Annotated in this window: 20 protein-coding genes and 2 tRNA genes; 21 read left to right on the forward strand and 1 reads right to left on the reverse strand. The window is 64.8% G+C overall.

Annotation, left to right across the window (positions count from 1 at the left end):
• A complete protein-coding gene (locus KVS69_RS04405) occupies window positions 1–1,866 on the reverse strand; it encodes a sulfatase-like hydrolase/transferase (protein ID WP_217537230.1) in 1,866 nt (621 codons plus the stop codon).
• 200 nt (window positions 1,867–2,066) lie between these two features.
• Here KVS69_RS04405 and KVS69_RS04410 point away from each other — a divergent pair, with 200 nt between their 5' ends.
• The 21 genes from KVS69_RS04410 (at window position 2,067) to KVS69_RS04510 (ending at window position 21,994) form a co-directional block, all read left to right on the forward strand.
• A complete protein-coding gene (locus tag KVS69_RS04410; protein ID WP_068853418.1) occupies window positions 2,067–3,002 on the forward strand; it encodes a 2-oxoglutarate and iron-dependent oxygenase domain-containing protein in 936 nt (311 codons plus the stop codon).
• 484 nt (window positions 3,003–3,486) lie between these two features.
• Complete coding sequence (gene tpiA, locus KVS69_RS04415) at window positions 3,487–4,242, forward strand: triose-phosphate isomerase (RefSeq protein WP_217537233.1); 756 nt, start codon at window positions 3,487–3,489, stop codon at window positions 4,240–4,242.
• Window positions 4,243–4,264: 22 nt separating this feature from the next.
• Entirely contained in the window at window positions 4,265–4,708 is a 444-nt protein-coding gene (gene secG / locus KVS69_RS04420; RefSeq protein WP_095363552.1) for a preprotein translocase subunit SecG, read from the forward strand.
• Window positions 4,709–4,769: 61 nt separating this feature from the next.
• Window positions 4,770–4,854: transfer RNA gene (locus tag KVS69_RS04425), tRNA-Leu, on the forward strand.
• Window positions 4,855–4,966: 112 nt separating this feature from the next.
• Window positions 4,967–5,323: an NADH-quinone oxidoreductase subunit A gene (locus tag KVS69_RS04430; RefSeq protein WP_026069699.1), complete on the forward strand. Its 357-nt coding sequence runs from the start codon at window positions 4,967–4,969 to the stop codon at window positions 5,321–5,323.
• Window positions 5,314–5,868, forward strand: coding sequence for an NADH-quinone oxidoreductase subunit B (locus tag KVS69_RS04435; RefSeq protein ID WP_017354657.1), 555 nt, complete (start codon window positions 5,314–5,316; stop codon window positions 5,866–5,868). Before KVS69_RS04430 ends, KVS69_RS04435 begins: the two co-directional genes overlap by 10 nt.
• A 32-nt stretch (window positions 5,869–5,900) precedes the next feature.
• Window positions 5,901–6,650 carry an NADH-quinone oxidoreductase subunit C gene (locus KVS69_RS04440; protein WP_068853414.1) on the forward strand — a complete coding sequence of 250 codons (750 nt, stop codon included), beginning with the start codon at window positions 5,901–5,903 and terminating at the stop codon, window positions 6,648–6,650.
• A complete protein-coding gene (locus KVS69_RS04445) occupies window positions 6,647–7,954 on the forward strand; it encodes an NADH-quinone oxidoreductase subunit D (RefSeq protein ID WP_068853412.1) in 1,308 nt (435 codons plus the stop codon). Before KVS69_RS04440 ends, KVS69_RS04445 begins: the two co-directional genes overlap by 4 nt.
• 94 nt (window positions 7,955–8,048) lie before the next feature.
• Window positions 8,049–8,576: an NADH-quinone oxidoreductase subunit NuoE gene (gene nuoE, locus KVS69_RS04450; RefSeq protein ID WP_042614963.1), complete on the forward strand. Its 528-nt coding sequence runs from the start codon at window positions 8,049–8,051 to the stop codon at window positions 8,574–8,576.
• A 3-nt stretch (window positions 8,577–8,579) separates the two neighbouring features.
• A complete protein-coding gene (gene nuoF, locus KVS69_RS04455; RefSeq protein ID WP_093532774.1) occupies window positions 8,580–9,920 on the forward strand; it encodes an NADH-quinone oxidoreductase subunit NuoF in 1,341 nt (446 codons plus the stop codon).
• Window positions 9,917–12,160 (forward strand): NADH-quinone oxidoreductase subunit NuoG, encoded by a 2,244-nt coding sequence (gene nuoG, locus KVS69_RS04460; protein ID WP_217537236.1) that lies wholly within the window; start codon window positions 9,917–9,919, stop codon window positions 12,158–12,160. The genes nuoF and nuoG overlap by 4 nt, the downstream gene beginning before the upstream one ends.
• Window positions 12,157–13,248: an NADH-quinone oxidoreductase subunit NuoH gene (gene nuoH / locus KVS69_RS04465; protein ID WP_093532776.1), complete on the forward strand. Its 1,092-nt coding sequence runs from the start codon at window positions 12,157–12,159 to the stop codon at window positions 13,246–13,248. The genes nuoG and nuoH overlap by 4 nt, the downstream gene beginning before the upstream one ends.
• 3 nt (window positions 13,249–13,251) lie before the next feature.
• Window positions 13,252–13,740 (forward strand): NADH-quinone oxidoreductase subunit NuoI, encoded by a 489-nt coding sequence (gene nuoI, locus KVS69_RS04470; RefSeq protein ID WP_068853404.1) that lies wholly within the window; start codon window positions 13,252–13,254, stop codon window positions 13,738–13,740.
• A 6-nt stretch (window positions 13,741–13,746) separates the two neighbouring features.
• The gene (locus tag KVS69_RS04475) at window positions 13,747–14,406 is read left to right on the forward strand and encodes an NADH-quinone oxidoreductase subunit J (protein ID WP_217537239.1); all 660 of its coding nucleotides are present in this window, start codon (window positions 13,747–13,749) and stop codon (window positions 14,404–14,406) included.
• A complete protein-coding gene (nuoK, locus tag KVS69_RS04480; RefSeq protein WP_068853402.1) occupies window positions 14,403–14,708 on the forward strand; it encodes an NADH-quinone oxidoreductase subunit NuoK in 306 nt (101 codons plus the stop codon). Before KVS69_RS04475 ends, nuoK begins: the two co-directional genes overlap by 4 nt.
• Window positions 14,709–14,715: 7 nt before the next feature.
• Window positions 14,716–16,926, forward strand: coding sequence for an NADH-quinone oxidoreductase subunit L (nuoL, locus tag KVS69_RS04485; RefSeq protein WP_217537241.1), 2,211 nt, complete (start codon window positions 14,716–14,718; stop codon window positions 16,924–16,926).
• Between the two features lie 23 nt (window positions 16,927–16,949).
• Window positions 16,950–18,458, forward strand: coding sequence for an NADH-quinone oxidoreductase subunit M (locus KVS69_RS04490; RefSeq protein ID WP_068853397.1), 1,509 nt, complete (start codon window positions 16,950–16,952; stop codon window positions 18,456–18,458).
• A gap of 15 nt (window positions 18,459–18,473) precedes the next feature.
• Window positions 18,474–19,934: an NADH-quinone oxidoreductase subunit NuoN gene (gene nuoN / locus KVS69_RS04495; RefSeq protein ID WP_184126535.1), complete on the forward strand. Its 1,461-nt coding sequence runs from the start codon at window positions 18,474–18,476 to the stop codon at window positions 19,932–19,934.
• 108 nt (window positions 19,935–20,042) lie between these two features.
• Window positions 20,043–20,119, forward strand: a tRNA-Met gene (locus tag KVS69_RS04500).
• A gap of 196 nt (window positions 20,120–20,315) precedes the next feature.
• Entirely contained in the window at window positions 20,316–21,131 is an 816-nt protein-coding gene (locus KVS69_RS04505) for an RHS repeat-associated core domain-containing protein (protein ID WP_217537244.1), read from the forward strand.
• Complete coding sequence (locus KVS69_RS04510; RefSeq protein WP_217537247.1) at window positions 21,128–21,994, forward strand: RHS repeat-associated core domain-containing protein; 867 nt, start codon at window positions 21,128–21,130, stop codon at window positions 21,992–21,994. The genes KVS69_RS04505 and KVS69_RS04510 overlap by 4 nt, the downstream gene beginning before the upstream one ends.
• Window positions 21,995–21,998: the final 4 nt, after the last annotated feature.

The following is a 21,998-nucleotide window of genomic DNA, read 5'->3' on the forward strand; positions in this document are numbered from 1 at the left end:
TCATTGCTTGCGGAAGTGGGTCAACGCGTTCCAGGCAGTCCGCACTGCCGCCGGGTCCGGCGGCTGGTCGTGCAGGGGCAGGTAGTGGGCGTCCAGGGTGGTGGCGTTGCCGAACTTGTCGAACACGTAGGTGCGGTTGCCTTCACGGATGCCGCGCTGCGACCAGCTTTCCACCAGCAGGGGACGCGCCGGGCGGGTGGCGTCGAACAGGTCCTGGCCGGTGCTGAAATCGGCCAGTGCGTTCTCGCAGCCCAGCCCGTGACGCATCAGGGTCGGCACCCAGTCTTCGTGGCTGCTGGCGGCGTCGTGCCGTGCCGGGTCACGCCCGGGCCAGTGCAGCACGAACGGCACCTGCATCTGGTAGTCCGAGAAGTTGCCATTGTGGCCCCAGTAGTTCAGGCCCAGGTCGTTGAATTCTTCGGCGTGGTCGCCGGTGACCAGCACGATGGTGTTGTCGGCCTGGCCACTCTCGCGAAGGGTCGCCAGCAGCTGGCCGATCAAGGCATCGGTGTAATGCACGGCGGTGCGATAGCGGTTGCGCTCGGGCGTGGCGTCGTGCTCGTCGTCGAAGGCAAGGAAGTTCACTTCCGTGGCCATCGGCGTGGCCAGCGCAGGGTAGGCCTCCGGCAGGTGGTACGGCGCGTGGGTGCTGTCCAGGAACACCATGCCGAACCAGTGGCCGCCGCCGGGCTGGCGGATGTCCGTACCGAGCGCATCGACGATGTGCTGGTCACGCGCGGCGACCGCCAACGACGACGGCGCGGTATGCAGCTGGTCGCGTACCTGGGCGAACACGGTGCGGTCGAATTCGGGGCTGTACAGCGGTGCACTGCCGTACAGGTGCAGGTCGTAGCCCTGTTGCTGCAGCACGTCGAACAGGATCGAGCCGCGCTGCTCGCTGAGCATGCTGGACCAATAGCCGCCGGGCAGGCCGTAGAGCAGGCCGAACAGGCCATAACGGGTGGCATTGCCGCTGCTGTAGTGGTGGTCGAACACCTCCGATTGCTGCGCCAGCGCCCAGGTGTTGGGCATGGTGGTGGCATCCAGCGCGTCGTGCCGCAGCGATTCGAGCACCACCACCAGCACATTGGGTCGGGTGTGGCTCTGGCAGCGCAGCGGCTGCAGCGGGTACTGCAGCTGGCTGTGGCGCGGATCGGGCAGGTTGGCCTGCGGCAGGCTGCGTACGCCAAGGCGGTGCATGTGGCGCTTGGCGGTGATCGGCTGCGCCCACGGCAGGTAGGCCCACTGGCCGGTCACGGCACGCTCGCCCAGGGCGTCGTAATAGGCCGTGGCGATCTGGCCGGTAGCCATCAGCGCCAGCCCGGCGGCCCAGGCCAACAGCACCGGGCGACGCCGGGTGCGGTCGGGCACCAGTTTCCAGCAGGCCCAGGCCAGCAGGACTTCGGCGGTGGCCACGGCCGCCAGCACGCCCAGCGACTGCAGCCAGCTCTGCCAGGACAGGGCCACCTGGTCCTGCAGCGCGCCCCCGAACACCATGTTCATCACCATGGCATTGAGGTGGAAGCGGTACAGCGCGAAGACCTTTGCATCCACCAGCAGCAGGCACAGCCACAGGCCCTGCAGCAGCACGGCGCTGACCACCAGCGGCCGCGGCGAGCGCGGCCACAGCCCCACGGCCAGTGGCAGCAGCGACACCAGGCTGCCGAAGGCAAGGAAATGACCCGGAAGGGCAAGGGCCAGGTAGCCCAGCCCCAATGCGCCACCGGGGTTGTCGTGCAGGGGCGTGTTGCCCAAGGCGATGGCAATGGCCACGCAGGCGTTGATGGCGGTGAACAGGCTCAGCCAACCCAGTCGCGTCCAGCGCGTGGGTGCGGGCGAAGGGGAGGCGGGGCGCGATACGTCCATGCAGGGTCGGTCAGATAGGGTGAATCGGAAGACGTGGCGGCGGCGTCCTGTGCCGCCCGGCCGCGTCGACGCGGTGGGCGGGCGCATTGTATCGGTTTGTATCAATGCATCGGCGGCGTCGATTGTCCGATCTGGCACAATGTTCAGCCGGGCCACAGGCGTGGCCCCGCATACCCACCACGAACAAGCCAGGAATCGCTGTGAGCCAGATCCCCACCCTCGACATCACCCGTTTCGACAGTGACCGCGATGCCTTCGTCGCCGAGCTGGGGGCGGCCTACCGTGAATGGGGTTTCGCGGGCATCCGCAACCACGGCATCCCGCAGGCGGACATCGACGCGGCCTACGACGTATTCAAAGCCTTCTTCGCGCTGCCGGAAGCCACCAAGCTGCAATACCACCTGCCGGGCACCGGCGGTGCGCGTGGCTACACGCCGTTCGGCGTGGAAACGGCGAAGGGCTCCAAGCACTTCGACCTGAAGGAGTTCTGGCATATCGGCCGTGAGATCCCGGACGACTCGAAGTACCGTGACGTGATGGCCCCCAACCTGTGGCCGACCGAGGTCCCGGGCTTCAAGGAGAAGGGCTACGGCCTGTACCAGGAACTGGACAAGCTGGGCTCGCGCGTGCTGTCGGCCCTGGCGCTGCACATCGGCCTGCCGATCGACTTCTTCGCGGACAAGACCAACAACGGCAATTCGATCCTGCGCCCGATCCACTACCCGCCGATCACCGCCGACGACATCCCGAACGTGCGCGCGGGCGCGCATGGCGACATCAACTTCATCACGCTGCTGGTGGGCGCCAGCGCGGCCGGCCTGGAAGTGCAGTCGCACGAGGGCAAGTGGGTGCCGTTCACCTCGGACGCGGACACCATCGTGGTCAACATCGGCGACATGCTGCAGCGCCTGACCAACCACGTGTACCCGTCCACGATCCACCGCGTGGTCAACCCCCCGGGCGAGCAGGCCCGCCAGCCGCGTTACTCGGTGCCGTTCTTCCTGCACCCCAACCCGGACTTCCTGATCGACGTGCTGCCGACCTGCATCACCCCGGAAAACCCGAGCCGTTACCCGGAGCCGATCACCGCGCATGGCTTCCTCGAAGAGCGGCTGCGTGAGATCAAGCTGAAGTGATTGGGAAAGGCCACCATCAGGTGGCCTTTTCTATTAGTGGCTTGTTTCATACGCGAACAGCCTGGCTATTGGTTGCTACCGGCCCTCGCCCCCGAAGGTGGGTCGATGCCGGACGGAAACAGCGCCACGACCAACGGTCGTGGCCTACCAATGGGTGATCGATCATTCCGGTAGGTGCCGACCGTTGGTCGGTACGCCTTACCGCTCTAATGCGTGCGCGCCGACCATGCGTGGGCGGGGTCGGGGCGGGTGGGGTGTAGGGACTGTCAAAAACATGGATGTTTTTGCCAAGCCCCCATGGATGGGTTCACGGCGTGTCCCGTAACCCCACCCGGCCCGGCCCCGCAACCCATACGAGCCGGTAACCTAGATCTGCTCTGGCTCTGGCTCCTGCAATATCCATTTGAAATGTAAGCGTTTTCGGGAAACGCGCATTCGTTACATCCGGTATCATTGCCGGCTGATACCCCAAAGGAGCCCCGCCATGCGCCGCAAGATCGTCGCCGGTAACTGGAAGCTGCACGGCAGCCGTCAATTCGCGACCGACCTGGTCAGCGATATCGTCGCCAGCCTGCCGAAGGGTGGGGTAGAGGTCGTCATCCTGCCGCCGCTGCCGTACCTGGGCGAGCTGGTCGAGGCCTTCGAGGGCCGTGCCGTCGCTTTTGGCTCACAGGACGTCAGCTCCAACGAAAAGGGCGCCTACACCGGCGAAGTCTGCGCCGCCATGCTGGCCGACGTCGGTGCCCGCTATGGGCTGGTCGGCCATTCCGAGCGCCGCCAGTACCACAATGAAAGCAGCGAGCTGGTGGCCCGCAAGTTCGCCGCCGCCGTGCATGCCGGCCTGGTGCCGGTGCTGTGCGTGGGCGAAACCCTGGAGCAGCGTGAGGCTGGCCAGACCGAAGACGTCATCGCCAGCCAGCTGGCGCCCGTGCTGGAGCTGGTTGGCCCGGCCGGGTTCCAGCATGCCGTGGTGGCCTATGAGCCGGTCTGGGCCATTGGCACCGGCCGCACCGCCACCAAGGAGCAGGCCCAGCAGGTCCACGCGTTCATCCGTGGCGAAGTGGCCAAGCTCGATGCTAGAATTGCCGATTCGTTGCCCATCCTGTACGGCGGCAGCGTGAAGCCCGACAACGCAGCGGAACTGTTCGCGCAGCCCGATGTCGATGGTGGGCTGGTGGGCGGCGCCTCGCTGGTGGCCGCGGATTTCCTGGCCATCGCCCATGCGGCGGCCGCTATTTGACATGCCCGAGGGCGGATTCGAAATGCTGATGTTGATCCTCAATGTGGTCTACGTGCTGGTCGCGGTGTCCATGATCGCGCTCATCCTGATGCAGCGTGGTTCCGGCGCGGCCGCAGGCTCGGGTTTCGGTGCCGGCGCTTCGGGCACGGTGTTCGGCGCGCGCGGCGCGTCCAACTTCCTGTCCAAGTCGACCAAGTGGCTGGCCGTGGTGTTCTTCGGCATCAGCCTGTTCATGGCCTGGTACGCCAGCCATGGCGCGCGCCCGGCGGTCCAGCAGGACCTCGGCGTGATGTCTGCCCCGGTTGCGCCCAGCGCCCCGGCGGTCCCCGCAGGTGAGCTGCCGGCCGTGCCGAAGGCCCCGGAAGCCGCTGTCCAGCAGCCGGTTCCGCAGGCTACTGTGCCGGCTCAGGCGGAAACGCCGAAATCGGGTGAAGAAAAGCCTTCGGAAGGCTCCCAGACTCCCTGAAGACGGTTACAATATGCGGCGCGTTGGGGGATTCGATTGGAACTCCCGGCGCGATACGTAAGCCCAGGTGGCGGAATTGGTAGACGCACTACCTTGAGGTGGTAGCGACTTAGGTCGTAGGGGTTCGAGTCCCCTCTTGGGCACCATTTTGTTTGTAAGCGGATACGTCTGGCGCGCAAAGCGCCAGTAGCGTTTTCCGTCCACTCCCCCATGCCAAGACGCCTGCAGGCGTGGCGGCAGAGGCAAGAGAGAATCGCTGTGCTGGCCGAATATTTGCCGTCTCTGCTGTTTCTGATTGTTGCCACCGGTATCGGCGTTGCGCTGATGCTGGTCGGCCGGTTCCTCGGTCCCCGGCGTCCCGATCTGAAAAAGCTCTCGCCGTACGAATGCGGCTTCGAGGCTTTCGAGGACGCGCGCATGAAGTTCGATGTGCGCTACTACCTGATCGCCATCCAGTTCATCGTATTTGACTTGGAAATCATCTTCATCGTGCCGTGGACCCAGGTCTTCATGGAGCTGGGCGCACGTTCGCTGGTCACGATGGGCCTGTTCGTGGGCATGCTTTTCCTCGGTTTCATTTACGTCTGGAAGAAGGGAGCGCTGGAATGGGAGTAATTCAGACTCTCGATGGCCTGATGAACAACCCGGTCCCGGAAGGGCGGGTCGATGACATCCTGCGCCCCGAAGGCGACAACCCGCTGCTCGAGAAGGGCTATGTGACCACCAGCGTCGACGCGCTGCTGAACTGGGCACGTACCGGCTCGATGTGGCCCATGACCTTCGGTCTGGCCTGCTGCGCGGTTGAAATGATGCATGCCGGTGCCGCGCGCCTGGACCTTGACCGCTACGGCGTGGTGTTCCGCCCGTCGCCGCGCCAGTCCGACGTGATGATCGTGGCCGGTACCCTGGTCAACAAGATGGCCCCGGCCCTGCGCAAGGTCTACGACCAGATGCCGGACCCGAAGTGGGTCATCTCCATGGGCAGCTGCGCCAACGGTGGCGGCTACTACCACTACTCGTATGCAGTGGTGCGTGGTTGCGACCGCGTGGTGCCGGTGGACGTGTACGTCCCCGGTTGTCCGCCTACCGCCGAAGCGCTGGTGTACGGGATCCTGCAGCTGCAGAAGAAGATCTGGCGTACGCAGACCATCGCCCGCTGACATTCCTCCTGACAAGAGCACGCCAAGCCCCCATGGCAGAGCAAGCATCCTTCATCGACCGACTTTCCGCACGTTTCGCTGGTGCGCAGGTCTTCGTGGTCGAACCCCGCGGCGAAGTGACGCTGGAAGTGCCCGCCGCTGACTGGCATGCCACCGCTCTGGCGCTGCGCGACGAATTCGGTTTCGAGCAGGCCGTTGACCTGTGCGGCCTGGACTACCTCGGCTACGGCAGCGACGAGTGGGACACCTCCGATGTCTCCTCGCAGGGCTTCAGCCGTGGCGTCGAGGGCAAGTCCGTCGGCCGTTTCGCCTGGGGCGAGTTCCCCACCCGCGAAACCAGCGATGGCGCCCAGCCACAGCCGGTGCCGCTGCAGCGCTACGCCGTGGTCGCCCAGCTGCGTTCCTACCAGCACAACCTCACCATGCGCATCCGCTGCTTTGCGCCGAACGAGGAACTGCCGGTGGTCGCCTCGCTGACCAGCGTGTGGCCGGGCCTGAACTGGTTCGAGCGCGAAGCGTTCGACCTGTTCGGCGTGATCTTCGAAGGCCACCCGGACCTGCGCCGCATCCTGACCGACTACGGCTTCGTGGGGCATCCGTTCCGCAAGGACTTCCCGCTGATCGGCAACGTCGAAGTCCGCTACGACGAAGAAAAGAAGCGCGTTGTCTATGAGCCGGTCACCTCGGTCGAGCCGCGTGTCGGCGTGCCGCGCGTGATCCGTGACGACGCCCGTTTCCAGACCGCTGCCGGCGAAAGCGCGCAGACGGAGGCAAGCAAGTGAGCCAGATCCACCAAGCCCACCAGGCGTTTGCGAGCAACCCGGCCGAACTGCGCCAGGAAATCCGCAACTACACCATGAACTTCGGTCCCCAGCATCCGGCCGCGCACGGTGTGCTGCGCCTGATCCTGGAAATGGACGGCGAAACCATCATGCGCGCCGACCCGCACGTCGGCCTGCTGCACCGTGGTACCGAAAAGCTGGCCGAATCCAAGCCGTTCAACCAGTCCATCGGTTACATGGACCGCCTGGATTACGTGTCCATGATGTGCAACGAGCATGCCTACGTGCGCGCCATCGAAACCCTGATGGGGATCGAAGCGCCCGAGCGTGCCCAGTACATCCGCACCATGTTCGATGAAATCACCCGCATCCTGAACCACCTGATGTGGCTGGGTTCCAACGCGCTCGACCTGGGCGCGATGGCGGTGATGCTGTACGCCTTCCGCGAACGCGAAGAGCTGATGGACTGCTACGAAGCGGTCAGCGGCGCGCGCATGCACGCGGCGTACTACCGTCCGGGCGGCGTTTACCGCGACCTGCCGGACCAGATGCCCAAGTACAAGGAATCGCGCTGGCACAAGGGCAAGGCCCTGAAGAACCTCAACGCCTCGCGCGAAGGTTCGCTGCTGGACTTCCTGGAAAACTTCACGGTCGAGTTCCCCGGCCGCGTCGACGAATACGAAACCCTGCTCACCGACAACCGTATCTGGAAGCAGCGTACGGTGGGCATCGGCGTGGTCAGCCCGGAACTGGCGCATGCCTGGGGCATGACCGGCGTGATGCTGCGTGGCTCGGGCGTGGCCTGGGACCTGCGCAAGAAGCAGCCGTACGCCAAGTACGATGCCGTGGATTTCGACATCCCGCTGGGCAAGGAAGGCGACTGCTACGACCGTTACCTGGTCCGCGTGGCCGAGATGCGCGAATCCAACCGCATCATCAAGCAGTGCGTGCAGTGGCTGCGTGCCAACCCCGGCCCGGTCATGGTCAAGAACTTCAAGGTCGCCCCGCCCAGCCGCGAGGACATGAAGGACGACATGGAAGCGCTGATCCATCACTTCAAGCTGTTCAGTGAAGGCTACTGCGTCCCGGCCGGCGAAACCTACGCCGCGGTTGAAGCGCCCAAGGGCGAGTTCGGCTGCTACCTGATGTCCGATGGCGCCAACAAGCCGTTCCGCGTGCACCTGCGCGCGCCGGGCTTCGCCCATCTGTCCTCGATCGACTCGGTCGTGCGCGGGCACATGCTCGCCGACGTGGTGGCCATGATCGGCACCTACGACCTGGTGTTCGGCGAGGTGGACCGGTAATGGCCACCGCATGCACGATGCCTGACACCCGCCGGCTGCTGCCGGCGCTGCAGGTTCTGGTTTTTAACGATTTGGTATTCGCTGAGGTCGGCCGATGAAGGCGACGGGTAATTTCGAGGCGGCGCGCGACGTCGACCCGATGGTGGTGTTGAGCGACAAGACGCGCGCGCACATCGATCACTGGCTGTCCAAGTTCCCGCCGGACCGCAAGCGTTCGGCGGTGCTGCAGGGCCTGCACGCCGCCCAGGAACAGAACGCCGGTTGGTTGACCGACGAGCTGATCGCCGGCGTGGCCAAGTACCTGGACCTGCCGCCGGTGTGGGCCTACGAAGTGGCCAGTTTCTACTCGATGTTCGAGCTGGAAAAGGTCGGCCGCCACAACGTTGCCTTCTGCACCAACATCAGCTGCTGGTTGAACGGCGCCGAAGACCTGGTCGCGCATGCCGAAAAGAAGCTCGGCTGCAGGACCGGCCAGTCCACCGCCGATGGCCGCATCTACCTCAAGCGTGAAGAAGAATGCCTGGCCGGTTGCGCCGGTGCGCCGATGATGGTCATCAACGGCCATTACCACGAGCGCCTGACCGTCGAGAAAGTCGACGAGCTGCTGGACGGGTTGGAGTAAGACATGGCACATCATCACGCACCCCAGGGTCCGGTCGGTCCCGCACCGCTGCCGCACCAGGTGGTCTACACCACCTTGCACTACGACACCCCGTGGTCGTACGAGAACTACCTCAAGACCGGTGGCTATGCCGCCCTGCGCAAGATCCTCGAAGAGAAGATCTCGCCGGAGCAGGTCATCGAGATGGTCAAGCAGTCGAACCTGCGTGGCCGCGGTGGCGCCGGCTTCCCGACCGGCCTGAAGTGGTCCTTCATGCCCAAGGGCACCATGCAGAAGTACATCCTGTGCAACTCGGACGAATCCGAGCCGGGTACCTGCAAGGACCGCGACATCCTGCGTTACAACCCGCATTCGGTGGTGGAAGGCATGGCGATCGCCTGCTACGCCACCGGCAGCACCGTGGGCTACAACTACCTGCGTGGTGAATTCCACCACGAGCCGTTCGAGAACTTCGAGCAGGCCCTGGCCGACGCGTATGCGAACGGCTGGCTGGGCAAGGACATCCTCGGCAGCGGCGTGGACATCGACATCTATGGCGCGCTCGGCGCAGGTGCCTACATCTGCGGCGAAGAAACCGCGCTGATGGAGTCGCTGGAAGGCAAGAAGGGCCAGCCGCGCTACAAGCCGCCGTTCCCGGCCAACTTCGGCCTGTACGGCAAGCCGTCGACGATCAACAACACCGAGACCTATGCCTCGGTGCCGGCGATCATCCGCAACGGCCCGGAGTGGTTCCAGGGCCTGAGCCTGACCAAGAACGGCGGCCCGAAGATCTTCTCGGTCTCCGGTTGCGTGCAGAAGGGCGGCAACTTCGAAGTGCCGCTGGGCACCACCTTCGACGAACTGCTGGAAATGGCCGGCGGGCTCAAGCCGGGCCGCACCCTCAAGGGCGCGGTGCCGGGCGGCGTCTCGATGCCGGTGCTGAAGGCCGAAGAGCTCAAGGGCCTGCAGATGGACTACGACACCCTGCGTGCCCTGGGCACCGGCCTGGGGTCGGGTGCCATCGTGGTACTCGACGACAGCGTGTGCTGCGTCAAGTTCGCCTGCCGCATCAGCCAGTTCTTCCACAAGGAATCCTGTGGCCAGTGCACCCCGTGCCGTGAAGGCACCGGCTGGATGCACCGCGTGCTCGAGCGCATCGTCGCCGGCAAGGCCACCATGGAAGACCTGCACCAGTTGAAGGCAGTGGCCGGCCAGATCGAAGGCCACACCATCTGCGCGTTCGGTGAAGCGGCGGCATGGCCCATCCAGGGCTTCCTGCGCCAGTTCTGGGACGAATTCGAGTACTACATCGTCAACGGTCATTCGATGGTTGACGGCAAGAAGGTGGAGGCAGCCGCCGCATGAGCGCGCAACCCAACAATCCTGGTGGCACCCCGGCGATCGTGCCGGAAGGGCATGTGACCGTCGAAATCGACGGCCAGTCCCTGGTCGTGCCCAAGGGCTCGATGATCATCCAGGCCGCCGACAAGGCGGGCATTTCGATCCCGCGCTTCTGCTACCACGAGAAGCTGCCGATCGCGGCCAACTGCCGCATGTGCCTGGTCGACGTTGAAAAGTCGCCCAAGCCTGCGCCGGCCTGCGCCACCCCGGTGATGGATGGCATGAAGGTTGCCACCCGCAGCGAAAAGGCCCTGAAGTTCCAGCGTTCGGTGATGGAGTTCCTGCTCATCAACCACCCGCTGGACTGCCCGATCTGCGACCAGGGCGGCGAGTGCGAGCTGCAGGACGTCTCGCTCGGCTACGGCCGTTCGGTGAGCCGCTTCAATGAGCGCAAGCGCGTGGTGCCCGACGAGGACATCGGTCCGCTGGTCGCCACCGAAATGACCCGCTGCATCCAGTGCACCCGCTGCGTCCGCTTCACCGCCGACGTCGCCGGTACCTATGAACTGGGTGGCATGTATCGTGGTGAAAACCTGCAGATCGGCACCTACGACGGCAAGCCGCTGACCACCGAGCTGTCCGGCAACGTCGTCGACGTGTGCCCGGTCGGCGCGCTGACCAACAAGGTGTTCCAGTTCCGCGCCCGTCCGTGGGAACTGACCGCGCGCGAATCGCTGGGTTACCACGACGCGATGGGCTCGAACCTGTTCCTGCACGTTCGCCGCGGCGAAGTGCTGCGTTCGGTGCCGCGCGACAATGAACTGGTCAACGAATGCTGGCTGTCCGACCGCGACCGTTATTCGCACCAGGGCCTGTACAGCGCCGACCGCGCCGTCAAGCCGCTGCGCAAGGTCAATGGCGAATGGCAGGAAGTGAGCTGGGCTGAAGGCCTGGCCGCTGCCCGCGAGATCCTGTCGGCCAACAAGGGCGACGACCTCGGCGTGCTGGTGCACCCGTCGGCCTCGAACGAGGAGGGTGCCCTGCTGGCCCGTCTCGCCAGCGGCCTGGGCACCGGCAACATCGACCACCGCATCAACAACCGCGACTTCTCCGACGCCGCCACTGCCGAGATCTTCGGCCTGTCGCTGGCCGAGATCGAAGGCGCCGACAGCATCGTCGTGCTCGGCAGCAACATCCGCCACGAGCTGCCGCTGCTGCACGCCCGCCTGCGCAAGGCGCAGACCACGCGCAACGCGAAGATCCACGCGATCAACCCGGTCGATTTCGATTTCGCCTTCAAGCTGGCCGGCAAGCAGATCGTGGCCCCGTCGAAGTTCGTCGAGGCCCTGGGCAACGCCGACCTGCGCCAGGCCGTGACCGGCACCGCCGTGCTGATCGTCGGTGGCATCGCCGAAAACCACCCGCAGGCTGCCGCGATCCGCGCTGCCGCGCGTGACTTCGCCGCCGCCACCGGCGCCAAGCTGTGCCGCATTCCGCAGGGCGCCAATGCCGTGGGCCTGTCCCGCGCCGGCGTGCTGCCGGCCGGCAAGGACGTCAGCGCCATGCTGGCCCAGCCGCGCAAGGCCTATGCCCTGTACGGCATCGAGCCGGGCCTGGATTTCGCCGATACCGCCGCCGCCCGCAAGGCGCTGGCCGGTGCCCAGGTGGTGGCGTTCAGCCAGTTCGCCTGCGCCTCGACCCGCGATGTGGCCGATGTGATCCTGCCGATTGGCGCGCTGCCGGAAATCGACGCCACCCTGACCAACCTCGATGGTCGCGAGCAGTCGGCCCGTGCCGGCGGCAAGCTGCCGGGCGAGGCCCGTGAAGGCTGGCGCGTGCTGCGCGCACTGGGCGGCGAACTGGCCCTGGCCGGTTTCGAGTTCACCGACCTGGCCGGCCTGCGGGCCAGCCTGGCTCCGGTCAGCGTCACCGTGTCCACCTCGGCGGCAACGCCAGTGACCGGCGACGGCCTGGAAGTGGCGTCCACCGCTGCGATCTACCGCACCGATGCGGTGGTCCGCCGCGCCCAGGCGCTGCAGTCGCACCCGCTCAACGCCGCGCCGCGCATCGTGCTCAATGCCGATGACGCCGCCCGCCTGCAGCTGGTCGAAGGGCAGATGGCCAAGGTCGGCACCGATGCCGGTCGCGCCACGCTGCCGGTGGTGGTCGACGCCCGCGTCGCCGCGGGCTCGGTCTGGATTGAATCGGGCCACGGTGCAACCGCACCGCTGGGTGCCGCACGCGTAACGGTGGTGGCTGCATGAACGAATTGCTGTTGAACGCGGTCGACCCGCTCCACCAATGGCTCCTGGGCCTGGGTGAGATCGGCGCGCTGCTGTGGATCGTGCTGAAGATCCTGGTGATCGCCATGCCGGTGATCATCGCGGTGGCATTCTTCGTGGTCTGGGAACGCAAGCTGATCGGCTGGATGCACGTCCGCCACGGCCCGATGTACGTGGGCATGGGCATCTTCCAGGCCTTCGCCGACGTCTTCAAGCTGCTGTTCAAGGAGATCATCCAGCCGGCGAGCTCGCACAAGGCGATGTTCGTGCTGGCGCCGCTGATCACCCTGGCACCGGCCTTCGCGGCTTGGTCGGTGGTGCCGTTCGATGCGCAGGTGGTGCTGTCCAACGCCAACGCCGGCCTGCTGTACCTGCTGGCGATGACCTCGCTGGGCGTGTACGGCATCATCCTGGCCGGTTGGGCGTCCAACTCCAAGTACGCCTTCCTGGGTGCCATGCGCGCCTCGGCGCAGATGATCAGTTACGAAATCGCCATGGGCTTTGCCCTGGTCGGCGTGATGATCGCGGCCGGCAGCCTGAACCTGAGCAACATCGTGATGGCGCAGGCCGGCAACTCCGGCTTCTTCGACTGGTTCCTGATTCCGCTGTTCCCGCTGTTCATCGTGTACTGGGTGTCCGGCGTTGCCGAAACCAACCGCGCGCCGTTCGACGTGGTGGAAGGTGAATCGGAAATCGTCGCCGGCCACATGGTCGAGTACTCCGGTGGTGCGTTCGCGCTGTTCTTCCTGGCCGAATACGCCAACATGATCCTGATCAGCTTCCTGATCTCGATCTTCTTCCTCGGCGGTTGGCTGAGCCCGTTCCAGGGCTGGATCACGGCGGACATCTCGCCGTGGATCGACTGGATCTGGAAGGGCGGTGCCCCGTGGCTGCTGTTGAAGGTGTTCTTCTTCGCCAGCGCCTACATCTGGTTCCGTGCCAGCTTCCCGCGTTTCCGTTATGACCAGATCATGCGTCTGGGCTGGAAGGTCTTCATCCCGCTCACCATCGCGTGGATTGCGGTAACGGCTGTGATGGTGTTCTACGGCGTGATCCAGAAGGGCGTCTAAGTGATGAATCGAATTACCCATTACTTCAAAAGCCTGCTCCTGCTCGAGCTGCTCGGCGGTCTGTGGCTGACCCTGAAGTACACGTTCAAGCCCAAGTACACGCTGATGTACCCGATGGAGAAGTTCCCGCAGTCGCCGCGTTTCCGTGGCCTGCATGCGCTGCGCCGCTACCCCAACGGGGAAGAGCGCTGCATCGCCTGCAAGCTGTGCGAAGCGGTGTGCCCGGCGCTGGCCATCACCATCGATTCGGCCAAGCGCGAAGACGGCACCCGCCGTACCACCCGCTACGACATCGATCTGTTCAAGTGCATCTTCTGCGGCTTCTGCGAAGAAAGCTGCCCGGTGGACTCGATCGTCGAGACCCATATTCTCGAGTACCACTTCGAGAACCGTGGCGAAAACATCGTTACCAAGCCGCAGCTGCTGGCCATCGGTGATCGGCTTGAAGCCGAAATCGCCGAGCGTCGTGCCGCCGATGCCGCTTTCCGCTGAGGTTGAATGATGGATTGGGTAAATATCTTCTTCTGGGTCTTCTCCATCGTGGCGGGCATTTCCGCTGCGGCGGTGATCAGCGTGCGCAATCCGGTCTACGCCGTGCTGTGCCTGATCCTGACCTTCTTCTCCGTGGCCTGCATCTGGATCCTGGTCGGGGCTGAGTTCCTCGGCGTGGCACTGGTGCTGGTCTACGTCGGCGCGGTGATGGTGCTGTTCCTGTTCGTGGTGATGATGCTCGACATCGACGCCTCCAACCTGCGCGAAGGCTGGGTCCGTTACCTGCCGCTCGGCCTGGTGGTCGCGGTCACCATGCTGGTGCAGATGCTGATCCTGATCGGCGTGAAGGGCAGGGCGGTCAACCCGCTGCCGGCCGACAACGCCGCCGCTCTGGCCGCCGACAGCTCCAACATCACCTGGCTGGCACGCAGCCTGTTCACCGAATACCTGCTGCCGTTCGAGTTCGCCGCCGTCATCCTGACCGTGGCCGTGGTCGCTGCCGTGATGCTGACCCTGCGTCGCCGCACCGGCCTGAAGACCCAGAACCCGACCGAGCAGACCATGGTCAAGGGCCGCGACCGCCTGCGCGTGGTCAAGATGGCGTCGGAAACCCCGGTGGTCCACACCAACACCAAGCCGTCCGGCAACGAGGAGGCTGCCCCGTGATCACCCTCGGTCATATCCTGGCACTCGGCGCGCTGCTGTTCTGCATCAGCCTCGCCGGCATCTTCCTCAACCGCAAGAACATCATCGTGCTGTTGATGTCCATCGAACTGATGCTGCTGTCGGTGAACATCAACTTCGTCGGGTTCTCGCGCGAAATGGGCGACACGGCCGGGCAGCTGTTCGTGTTCTTCATCCTCACCGTGGCCGCGGCCGAGGCCGCGATCGGCCTCGCGATCCTGGTAACCCTGTTCCGTACCCGCCGCACCATCAATGTCGGCGAAGTCGATTCGCTGAAGGGCTGATCCGTAGATGGAAATTACTCTCTCCAAGAGTCTGTTGATCGCAGTGGTGCTTGCACCGCTGGTCGGCAGCATCATCGCTGGCCTGTTCGGTCGTCAGGTAGGGCGCATCGGCGCGCAGACCGTGACCATCCTGGGTGTCGCGGTCAGCTGCGTGCTGTCCAGCTACGTGTTCTACCAGCTGCTGTGGGGCGGCGCGCAGCCGTTCAACCAGAACGTCTACACCTTCTTCGAGGTCGGCCAGTATTCGGCGCATGTCGGTTTCATGATCGACAAGCTGACCGCGATGATGATGGTCGTGGTCACCTTCGTGTCCTTCCTGGTCCACGTGTACACCATCGGGTACATGCAGGATGACCCGGGCTACCAGCGCTTCTTCAGCTACATCTCGCTGTTCACCTTCTCGATGCTCACCCTGGTGATGAGCAACAACTTCCTGCAGCTGTTCTTCGGCTGGGAAGCGGTGGGCCTGGTGTCGTACCTGCTGATCGGCTTCTGGTTCAAGCGCCCGACCGCGATCTTCGCCAACATGAAGGCGTTCCTGGTCAACCGCGTGGGTGATTTCGGCTTCATCCTGGGTATTGCCGGCGTGCTGTGGGTGTTCGGTTCGCTGGACTACGCCACCGTGTTCGCCAATGCCTCGGACATGCTGGTCAACAGCCAGTACTCGCACATCCAGGTGTGGTCCGGTGCGATCAGCCTGTTTGGCAGCTCCCTCCAGATCACCGAGGCACCGGTCATCTGGGCGACCGCCACCATCATCTGCATCTGCCTGTTCATCGGCGCCATGGGCAAGTCGGCCCAGGTTCCGCTGCACGTGTGGCTGCCGGACTCGATGGAAGGCCCGACCCCGATCTCGGCGCTGATCCACGCCGCGACGATGGTCACCGCGGGCATCTTCATGGTCACCCGCATGTCGCCGCTGTTCGAGCTGTCGCAGACCGCGCTGAACTTCGTGCTGTTCATCGGTGCCACCACCGCGTTCTTCACCGGCCTGATCGGCATCGTGCAGAACGACATCAAGCGCGTGGTCGCGTACTCCACGCTGTCCCAGCTGGGTTACATGACCGTGGCGCTGGGCGTGTCGGCCTATTCGGCGGCCGTGTTCCACCTGATGACCCACGCCTTCTTCAAGGCGCTGCTGTTCCTCGGCGCGGGCTCGGTGATCATCGCCATGCACCACGAGCAGGACATGCGCAAGATGGGCGGCCTGCGCAAGTACATGCCGATCACCTTCATCACCATGTGGATCGGCACCCTGGCCCTGGTCGGTACGCCTTTCTTCTCCGGCTTCTACTCCAAGGACACCATCATCGAGGCCGCGCAGCACCACGCGCACGTGTCGTCGAGCTGGGTGGCGACCTATGGCTACTGGGCCGTGCTGGGTGGCGTGATCGTCACCAGCTTCTACAGCTTCCGCCTGCTGTTCCTGACCTTCCATGGCAAGGAACGCTTCCGCGACGCGCATGATGATCATGGCCATGGCCATGACGATCACCATGCCGCTGATGCGCATGCCGATGCCCATCATGGCGACGCCCACCACGGTGACGCGCACCATGACGACCACGGCCATGGCCACGGTCCGCATGAGCCGCACGAAACTCCGTGGGTGGTGACGCTGCCGCTGATCCTGCTGGCGATCCCGTCCATCTTCATCGGTTTCTTCAGCATCGGTCCGATGCTGTACGGCACCGACTGGGCCGGTCACCATGCCGAGCACGGCATCCCGGGCCAGGTGCATTCGTTCTTCACCGGCGTGGTCGATTTCTACGACCCGGCACGCAACACCATTGGTGCCCTGGCGGAAGAGTTCCATGGTCCGGTGGCGTTCGCCCTGCACGGCATGATGGCTCCGGCCTTCTTCCTGACCGTGGCAGGCTTCCTGCTGGCGGCCCTGTTCTACCTGTGGAAGCCGGAACTGGCCACGAAGTCGCGCAAGACCTTTGCGCCGCTGGTGTCGGTGCTGGAGAACAAGTACGGGTTCGACAAGCTCTGGATCGGCGGTTTCGCCGGTGGCGGCATCAAGCTGGGCAAGGTTTCGCGCGCGATCGACACGAACATCGTCGATGGTGTGGTGGTCAACGGTTCGGCACGCCTGATCGATCTGGCGGCCAACCTGCTGCGTCGCACCCAATCCGGTTTCCTCTATCACTACGCCTTCGCGATGATCATCGGCCTGATTGCCCTCCTGGGCGTCCTGATGCATTACCTGCGTTGATGACCTGTACGGAATAAGAAGACGTGTCGAACTGGCCTCTACTCAGTGTTCTCATCTGGCTGCCGATCCTCGGCGGTGCCTTGATCCTTGCCATCCGTGATGCGCAGACCGCCCGTTGGGCGTCGCTGGGCGTGGCGGTGCTGACCTTCGTGATCAGCCTGTCGCTGCTCAGCGGCTACGACGTGGCCAACGACGCACTGCAGTTCGTCGAGACCCGCGCCTGGATCCCGGCCTACGACATCGGCTACAACCTGGGCGTGGATGGCATCGCCATTGCGCTGATCCTGCTGACCACCCTGGTCTCGGTGCTGGCGCTGATCGGTGCCTGGAGCGCCATCGACAAGCGGGTCAACCAGTACGTGGCCGCCTTCCTGATCCTCGAAGGCGTCACCGTGGGCATCTTCGCTGCGACCGACGCGATGCTGTTCTACGTGTTCTTCGAAGCGATGCTGATCCCGATGTTCCTGATCATCGGTGTCTGGGGCGGCCCGCGCCGCATCTACGCCGCGCTGAAGTTCTTCCTGTACACCTTCCTCGGCTCGGTGCTGATGCTGGTGGCGCTGATCTACCTGTACCTGAAGGGCGGCAGCTTCCAGCTGGCCGACCTGTACCAGCTGCAGCTGTCGGCCCAGGAGCAGACCTGGATCTTCTTCGCCTTCCTGATCGCCTTCGCGGTCAAGGTGCCGATGTTCCCGGTCCACACCTGGCTGCCGGACGCCCACGTGGAAGCGCCGACCGCCGGTTCGGTGATCCTGGCCGCCATCGCGCTGAAGATCGGTGGCTACGGCTTCCTGCGCTTCAACCTGCCGATCGTGCCGGATGCTTCGCAGGAATGGGCATGGCTGGTCATCGCGCTGTCGCTGATCGCGGTGATCTACGTCGGCCTGGTCGCCCTGGTCCAGGACGACATGAAGAAGCTGATCGCCTATTCGTCGATCGCGCACATGGGCTTTGTCACCCTGGGCACCTTCATTGCCCTGTGGCTGGTGCGTGACGCCGGCAACGCCGATGCGGCCCGCCTGGGCCTGCAGGGCGCGATGGTGCAGATGGTCTCGCACGGCTTCGTGTCCGGCGCGATGTTCTCCTGCGTGGGCGTGCTGTACGACCGCATGCACAGCCGCCGCATCGCCGATTACGGCGGCGTGGTCAACGTGATGCCGTGGTTCGCCACCTTCGCCATGTTGTTCTTCATGGCCAATGCCGGCCTGCCGGGCACCAGCGGTTTCGTGGGCGAGTTCATGATCATCATGGCCAGCTTCCAGCGTAATCCGTGGCTGGCCCTGGCCGCCGCAACCACGCTGGTGATCACCGCTGCCTACACGCTGTGGCTGTACAAGCGCGTGTTCTTCGGTGAAGTGGCCAACGCGCATGTGGCCGAACTGAAGGACATCAACGGCCGTGAATGGCTGGTGTTGGGTGTGTTCGCCGTGGGTACGCTGGCGCTGGGTCTGTATCCCAAGCCGCTGACCGACCTGATGGAACCCTCGATCGCGAAGCTGGCGATGCAGATCGCATCCAGCAAGTTGCTGTAATTCCAGGATTTGATGATGACCACCTCGCCGCTGTTGCCACTGACCGCCGCTGACCTGCCGCCGCTCGCTCCGGAGCTGGTGCTGATCGGCAGCGCGTTCACCCTGTTGATCCTCGATCTGTTCATCAGCAAGCAGAACAAGATCTGGACCCACCTGTTCTCGGTCGCTGCACTGGCGGTCGTGCTGTTCATGCTCGCCACCGGCGTGGGCGGGCAGGGCGAGGTCTTCCACGGCATGTTCGTCCGCGATACCGCGGCCGATGTGATGAAGGCCGTGATCGTGCTCTGCAGCGGCCTGACCCTGGTCTATGGCTGGAGCTACCTGCGCGAACGCGATCTGTTCCAGGGCGAAATCCCGGTACTGATCCTGTTCGCCACCTCCGGCATGATGATCCTGGTCTCGGCCGGCAGCCTGCTGATGGTGTACCTGGGCCTGGAACTGCTGGCGCTGTGCTCCTATGCGCTGGTCGCCAGCAACCGTGACAACGGCCTGGCCACCGAAGCGGCGATGAAGTACATCGTGCTGGGTTCGCTGGCCTCGGGCCTGCTGCTGTACGGCATGTCTCTGGTGTACGGCGCCACCGGTTCGCTGCACCTGGATGCCATCAACGCGGCCATCCCGAACTCCGACGAGAAGATGCTGCTGCTGACCGGCGCGGTGTTCATGATCGCCGGCGTGGCCTTCAAGCTGGGTGCGGCCCCGTTCCACATGTGGCTGCCCGACGTGTACCAGGGTGCCCCGGCACCGGTTGCGCTGTTCATCAGCTCGGCCCCGAAGCTGGCGGCCTTCGGCATGGCCTACCGCCTGCTGGAAGTGGGCGTGGGCCCGCTGTCGGACGAGTGGAAGTACCTCATTGGTGGCCTGGCCGCGCTGTCGCTGGTGATCGGCAACCTGATGGCGATCGCGCAGAGCAACCTCAAGCGCATGCTGGCGTACTCGACCGTGTCGCACATCGGCTTCCTGCTGCTCGGCATCGCCGGTGGCGGCGAGCGGGGCTATGCCGCCGCGCTGTTCTACGCGCTGAGCTACGCGATCATGTCCACCGCCGGTTTCGGCGCGATCATCGCGCTGTCGCGCAACGGCTTCGAAGCCGAGAAGATCGACGACCTGAAGGGCCTCAATGCCCGCAACCCGTGGATGGCAGGCCTGGTCCTGTGCATCATGGCATCCATGGCCGGCATCCCGCCGTTCCTGGGCTTCTGGACCAAGCTGGCGGTGCTGGGCGCGGCCATCAACGGCGGCATGCTGTGGCTGGCCATCCTGGGCGTCATCTGTGCGGTGATCGGTTGCTTCTACTACCTGCGTGTCATCAAGGTCATGTACTTCGATGAGCCGGTGGGCGAGCCGCTGCCGGCCAACAACGACCGCGTGCTGGGTGTGGTGCTGGGCGTGAACGCCCTGGCGCTGCTGGCGCTCGGCCTGGCCTGGAACCCGATCATGGTGTGGTGCCAGCAGGCTTTTGCGCATCTCGCCTGAAAAACGATACAAAGCTGCGCAATTAGTGTAATATTCGTTTCCTGAGTTGTTGATGCAGCGGTTTCGCCAGAACATCGTTGCGGTACGGATCAACTCAACCACTTCTGCTGCGGGGTGGAGCAGTCTGGCAGCTCGTCGGGCTCATAACCCGAAGGTCGCAGGTTCAAATCCTGCCCCCGCTACCAAATAGCCCCGGTGCATGCCGGCGGCAGTGGACGAAAAAGCGATCCCGGCAACGGGATCGCTTTTTTGTTGGGTGGTGCAGGGCGGGGGCAGCGGGGCATGGGCCCCGCTCTACACGCCCTTTTAATTGCGGTGGGCGTATTTCGTGGGCTTGTCGGGGGACACACGCACAAGTCGGCCAGTCGGCCAGGGGTAATCGTGTCCTTATCTACGTCCGCGCTGGGCTATAACGGGGTGTTGCATGAGGCCGCAGGGTCCTGGCAGATCCTCGGCAACGGGTACCGCGTCTACAACCCGGTGCTGATGCGCTTCCACAGTCCCGACGACATGAGCCCATTCGGAAAGGGTGGCCTCAACGCCTACGGCTATTGCCAGCTCGATCCGATCAACCAGGTGGACCCCAGTGGCCATTGGTCGCTCAACGTGTTCGCCGCCAATCTTCTTGGCTTCAGGTTGAGGACACCGCTGGTCGCCCTGGTCGTCGCCGCAACAGCGGGGGCGCTTTCCGCTGTCGGCCTTGCAGCGGCGTCAAAGAACGATACCCAGCGGGCACTGTCGATTACCGCAGCGGTCATGTTCGCCGGAATGAGCCTCAAGCTGGGTCATCACGCCTGGGTCAAGCGCAAGCCTGCAGCGGCGACTCCGGTCGGCGCGCCGGCGGCCACACCCGTGCCCACGCCACTCACGGCGTCGGCGCCCCCGATCACACCGCCGACCCCGACGGCACCGCTCGTGCCCAGCCCGCACTCGACACCTCTGCGGTTGGGTTCGCCTACCCCGTCCCGCCGTTCGTCGTCCTTGCCGTATTCGCCGCCGAAGGTTGCGACCCATCGTGCTCAGCCGCAGGTTCGGGGGGCGAACCGTGCGGACCTGCCGGTACCCCGGCCCTCCTTCTCGCCGACGGGTTTACGTCAACCGCGCACCCTGCCCGCCGCTTCGCCCAGGGTGCGCTCGGCGAGCATCAGGTCAGGGGCGGCGAGGTGGGAAGAAGCGACCACGCCACGTTGGGTATGACCGCATCGCGTGCCCCTTCCTGTGCCGGCGGCGGCCAGCAGGGCCTCGCAGCCAAGCGGGAGGAGCGGACCGGTCCGGGCTACAACGGCCTGCTGCACGAGCCGGGCCGGTGCTGGCAGTTCCTGGGCAATGGCTACCGGATCTACAACCCGCGGCTGGGCCGCTTCCATAGCCCCGACGACAGCAGCCCCTTCGACCGTGGTGGCATCAACATCTACAGCTATTGCGCTGGCGATCCGATCAACCATGCCGATCCCACCGGCCACTTCCTGATGCCGATCGCGACGTTACTCGGAGGTGGCGCGGTGGCGTTGTTCGGCGCGTCCGGTGCAGTCGCCATCACCGGCGACAGCAAAAGTGCAAAGTTCCTGGCCGTGCTGGGAGGCGCCTTTGCTGTCGCGGCGCTGGCGGCGCTCGGCGCTCGCGCCCTGGTCCGCAGGCAATCGAGCTCGCGCCTGGGAGAGGTGCGCATCCACCGCGGAAAGAACAAGGACTGGCTCGACGTCCATGGAAGTTCCAACGGGTCCCTGGTCGGCAACACGCCCATGGACGGTACCGAGATGACCGCGTTTCTCAGGTCGAAGGGGCTGGGCGACAAGCCGCTGATCTATCTGTCGTGCAACTCGGGGACCGGGCCGGCGCCGCAGGCGCAGGTGGTGGCCGATGGCCTGGGGCAGCCGGTCATCGGCTTCGTGGGCCCGGTCGCAGGCAATGCGTTCACCCACAGGCCCATGGGCGTGTACCACGCCAGGGTGTTCCGTCCCCAGACCGGACTGGCACGGGTCAACACGGCCATCCGCAATACCGCGCTGAACCGGAGAACCCGGGCGGGCGTGATGCAGCGGCTGTCGGGCTTGCGGTGAGGCA

It is taken from the genome of Stenotrophomonas sp. GbtcB23, from assembly GCF_019091045.1.
Classification (GTDB): domain Bacteria; phylum Pseudomonadota; class Gammaproteobacteria; order Xanthomonadales; family Xanthomonadaceae; genus Stenotrophomonas; species Stenotrophomonas rhizophila_A.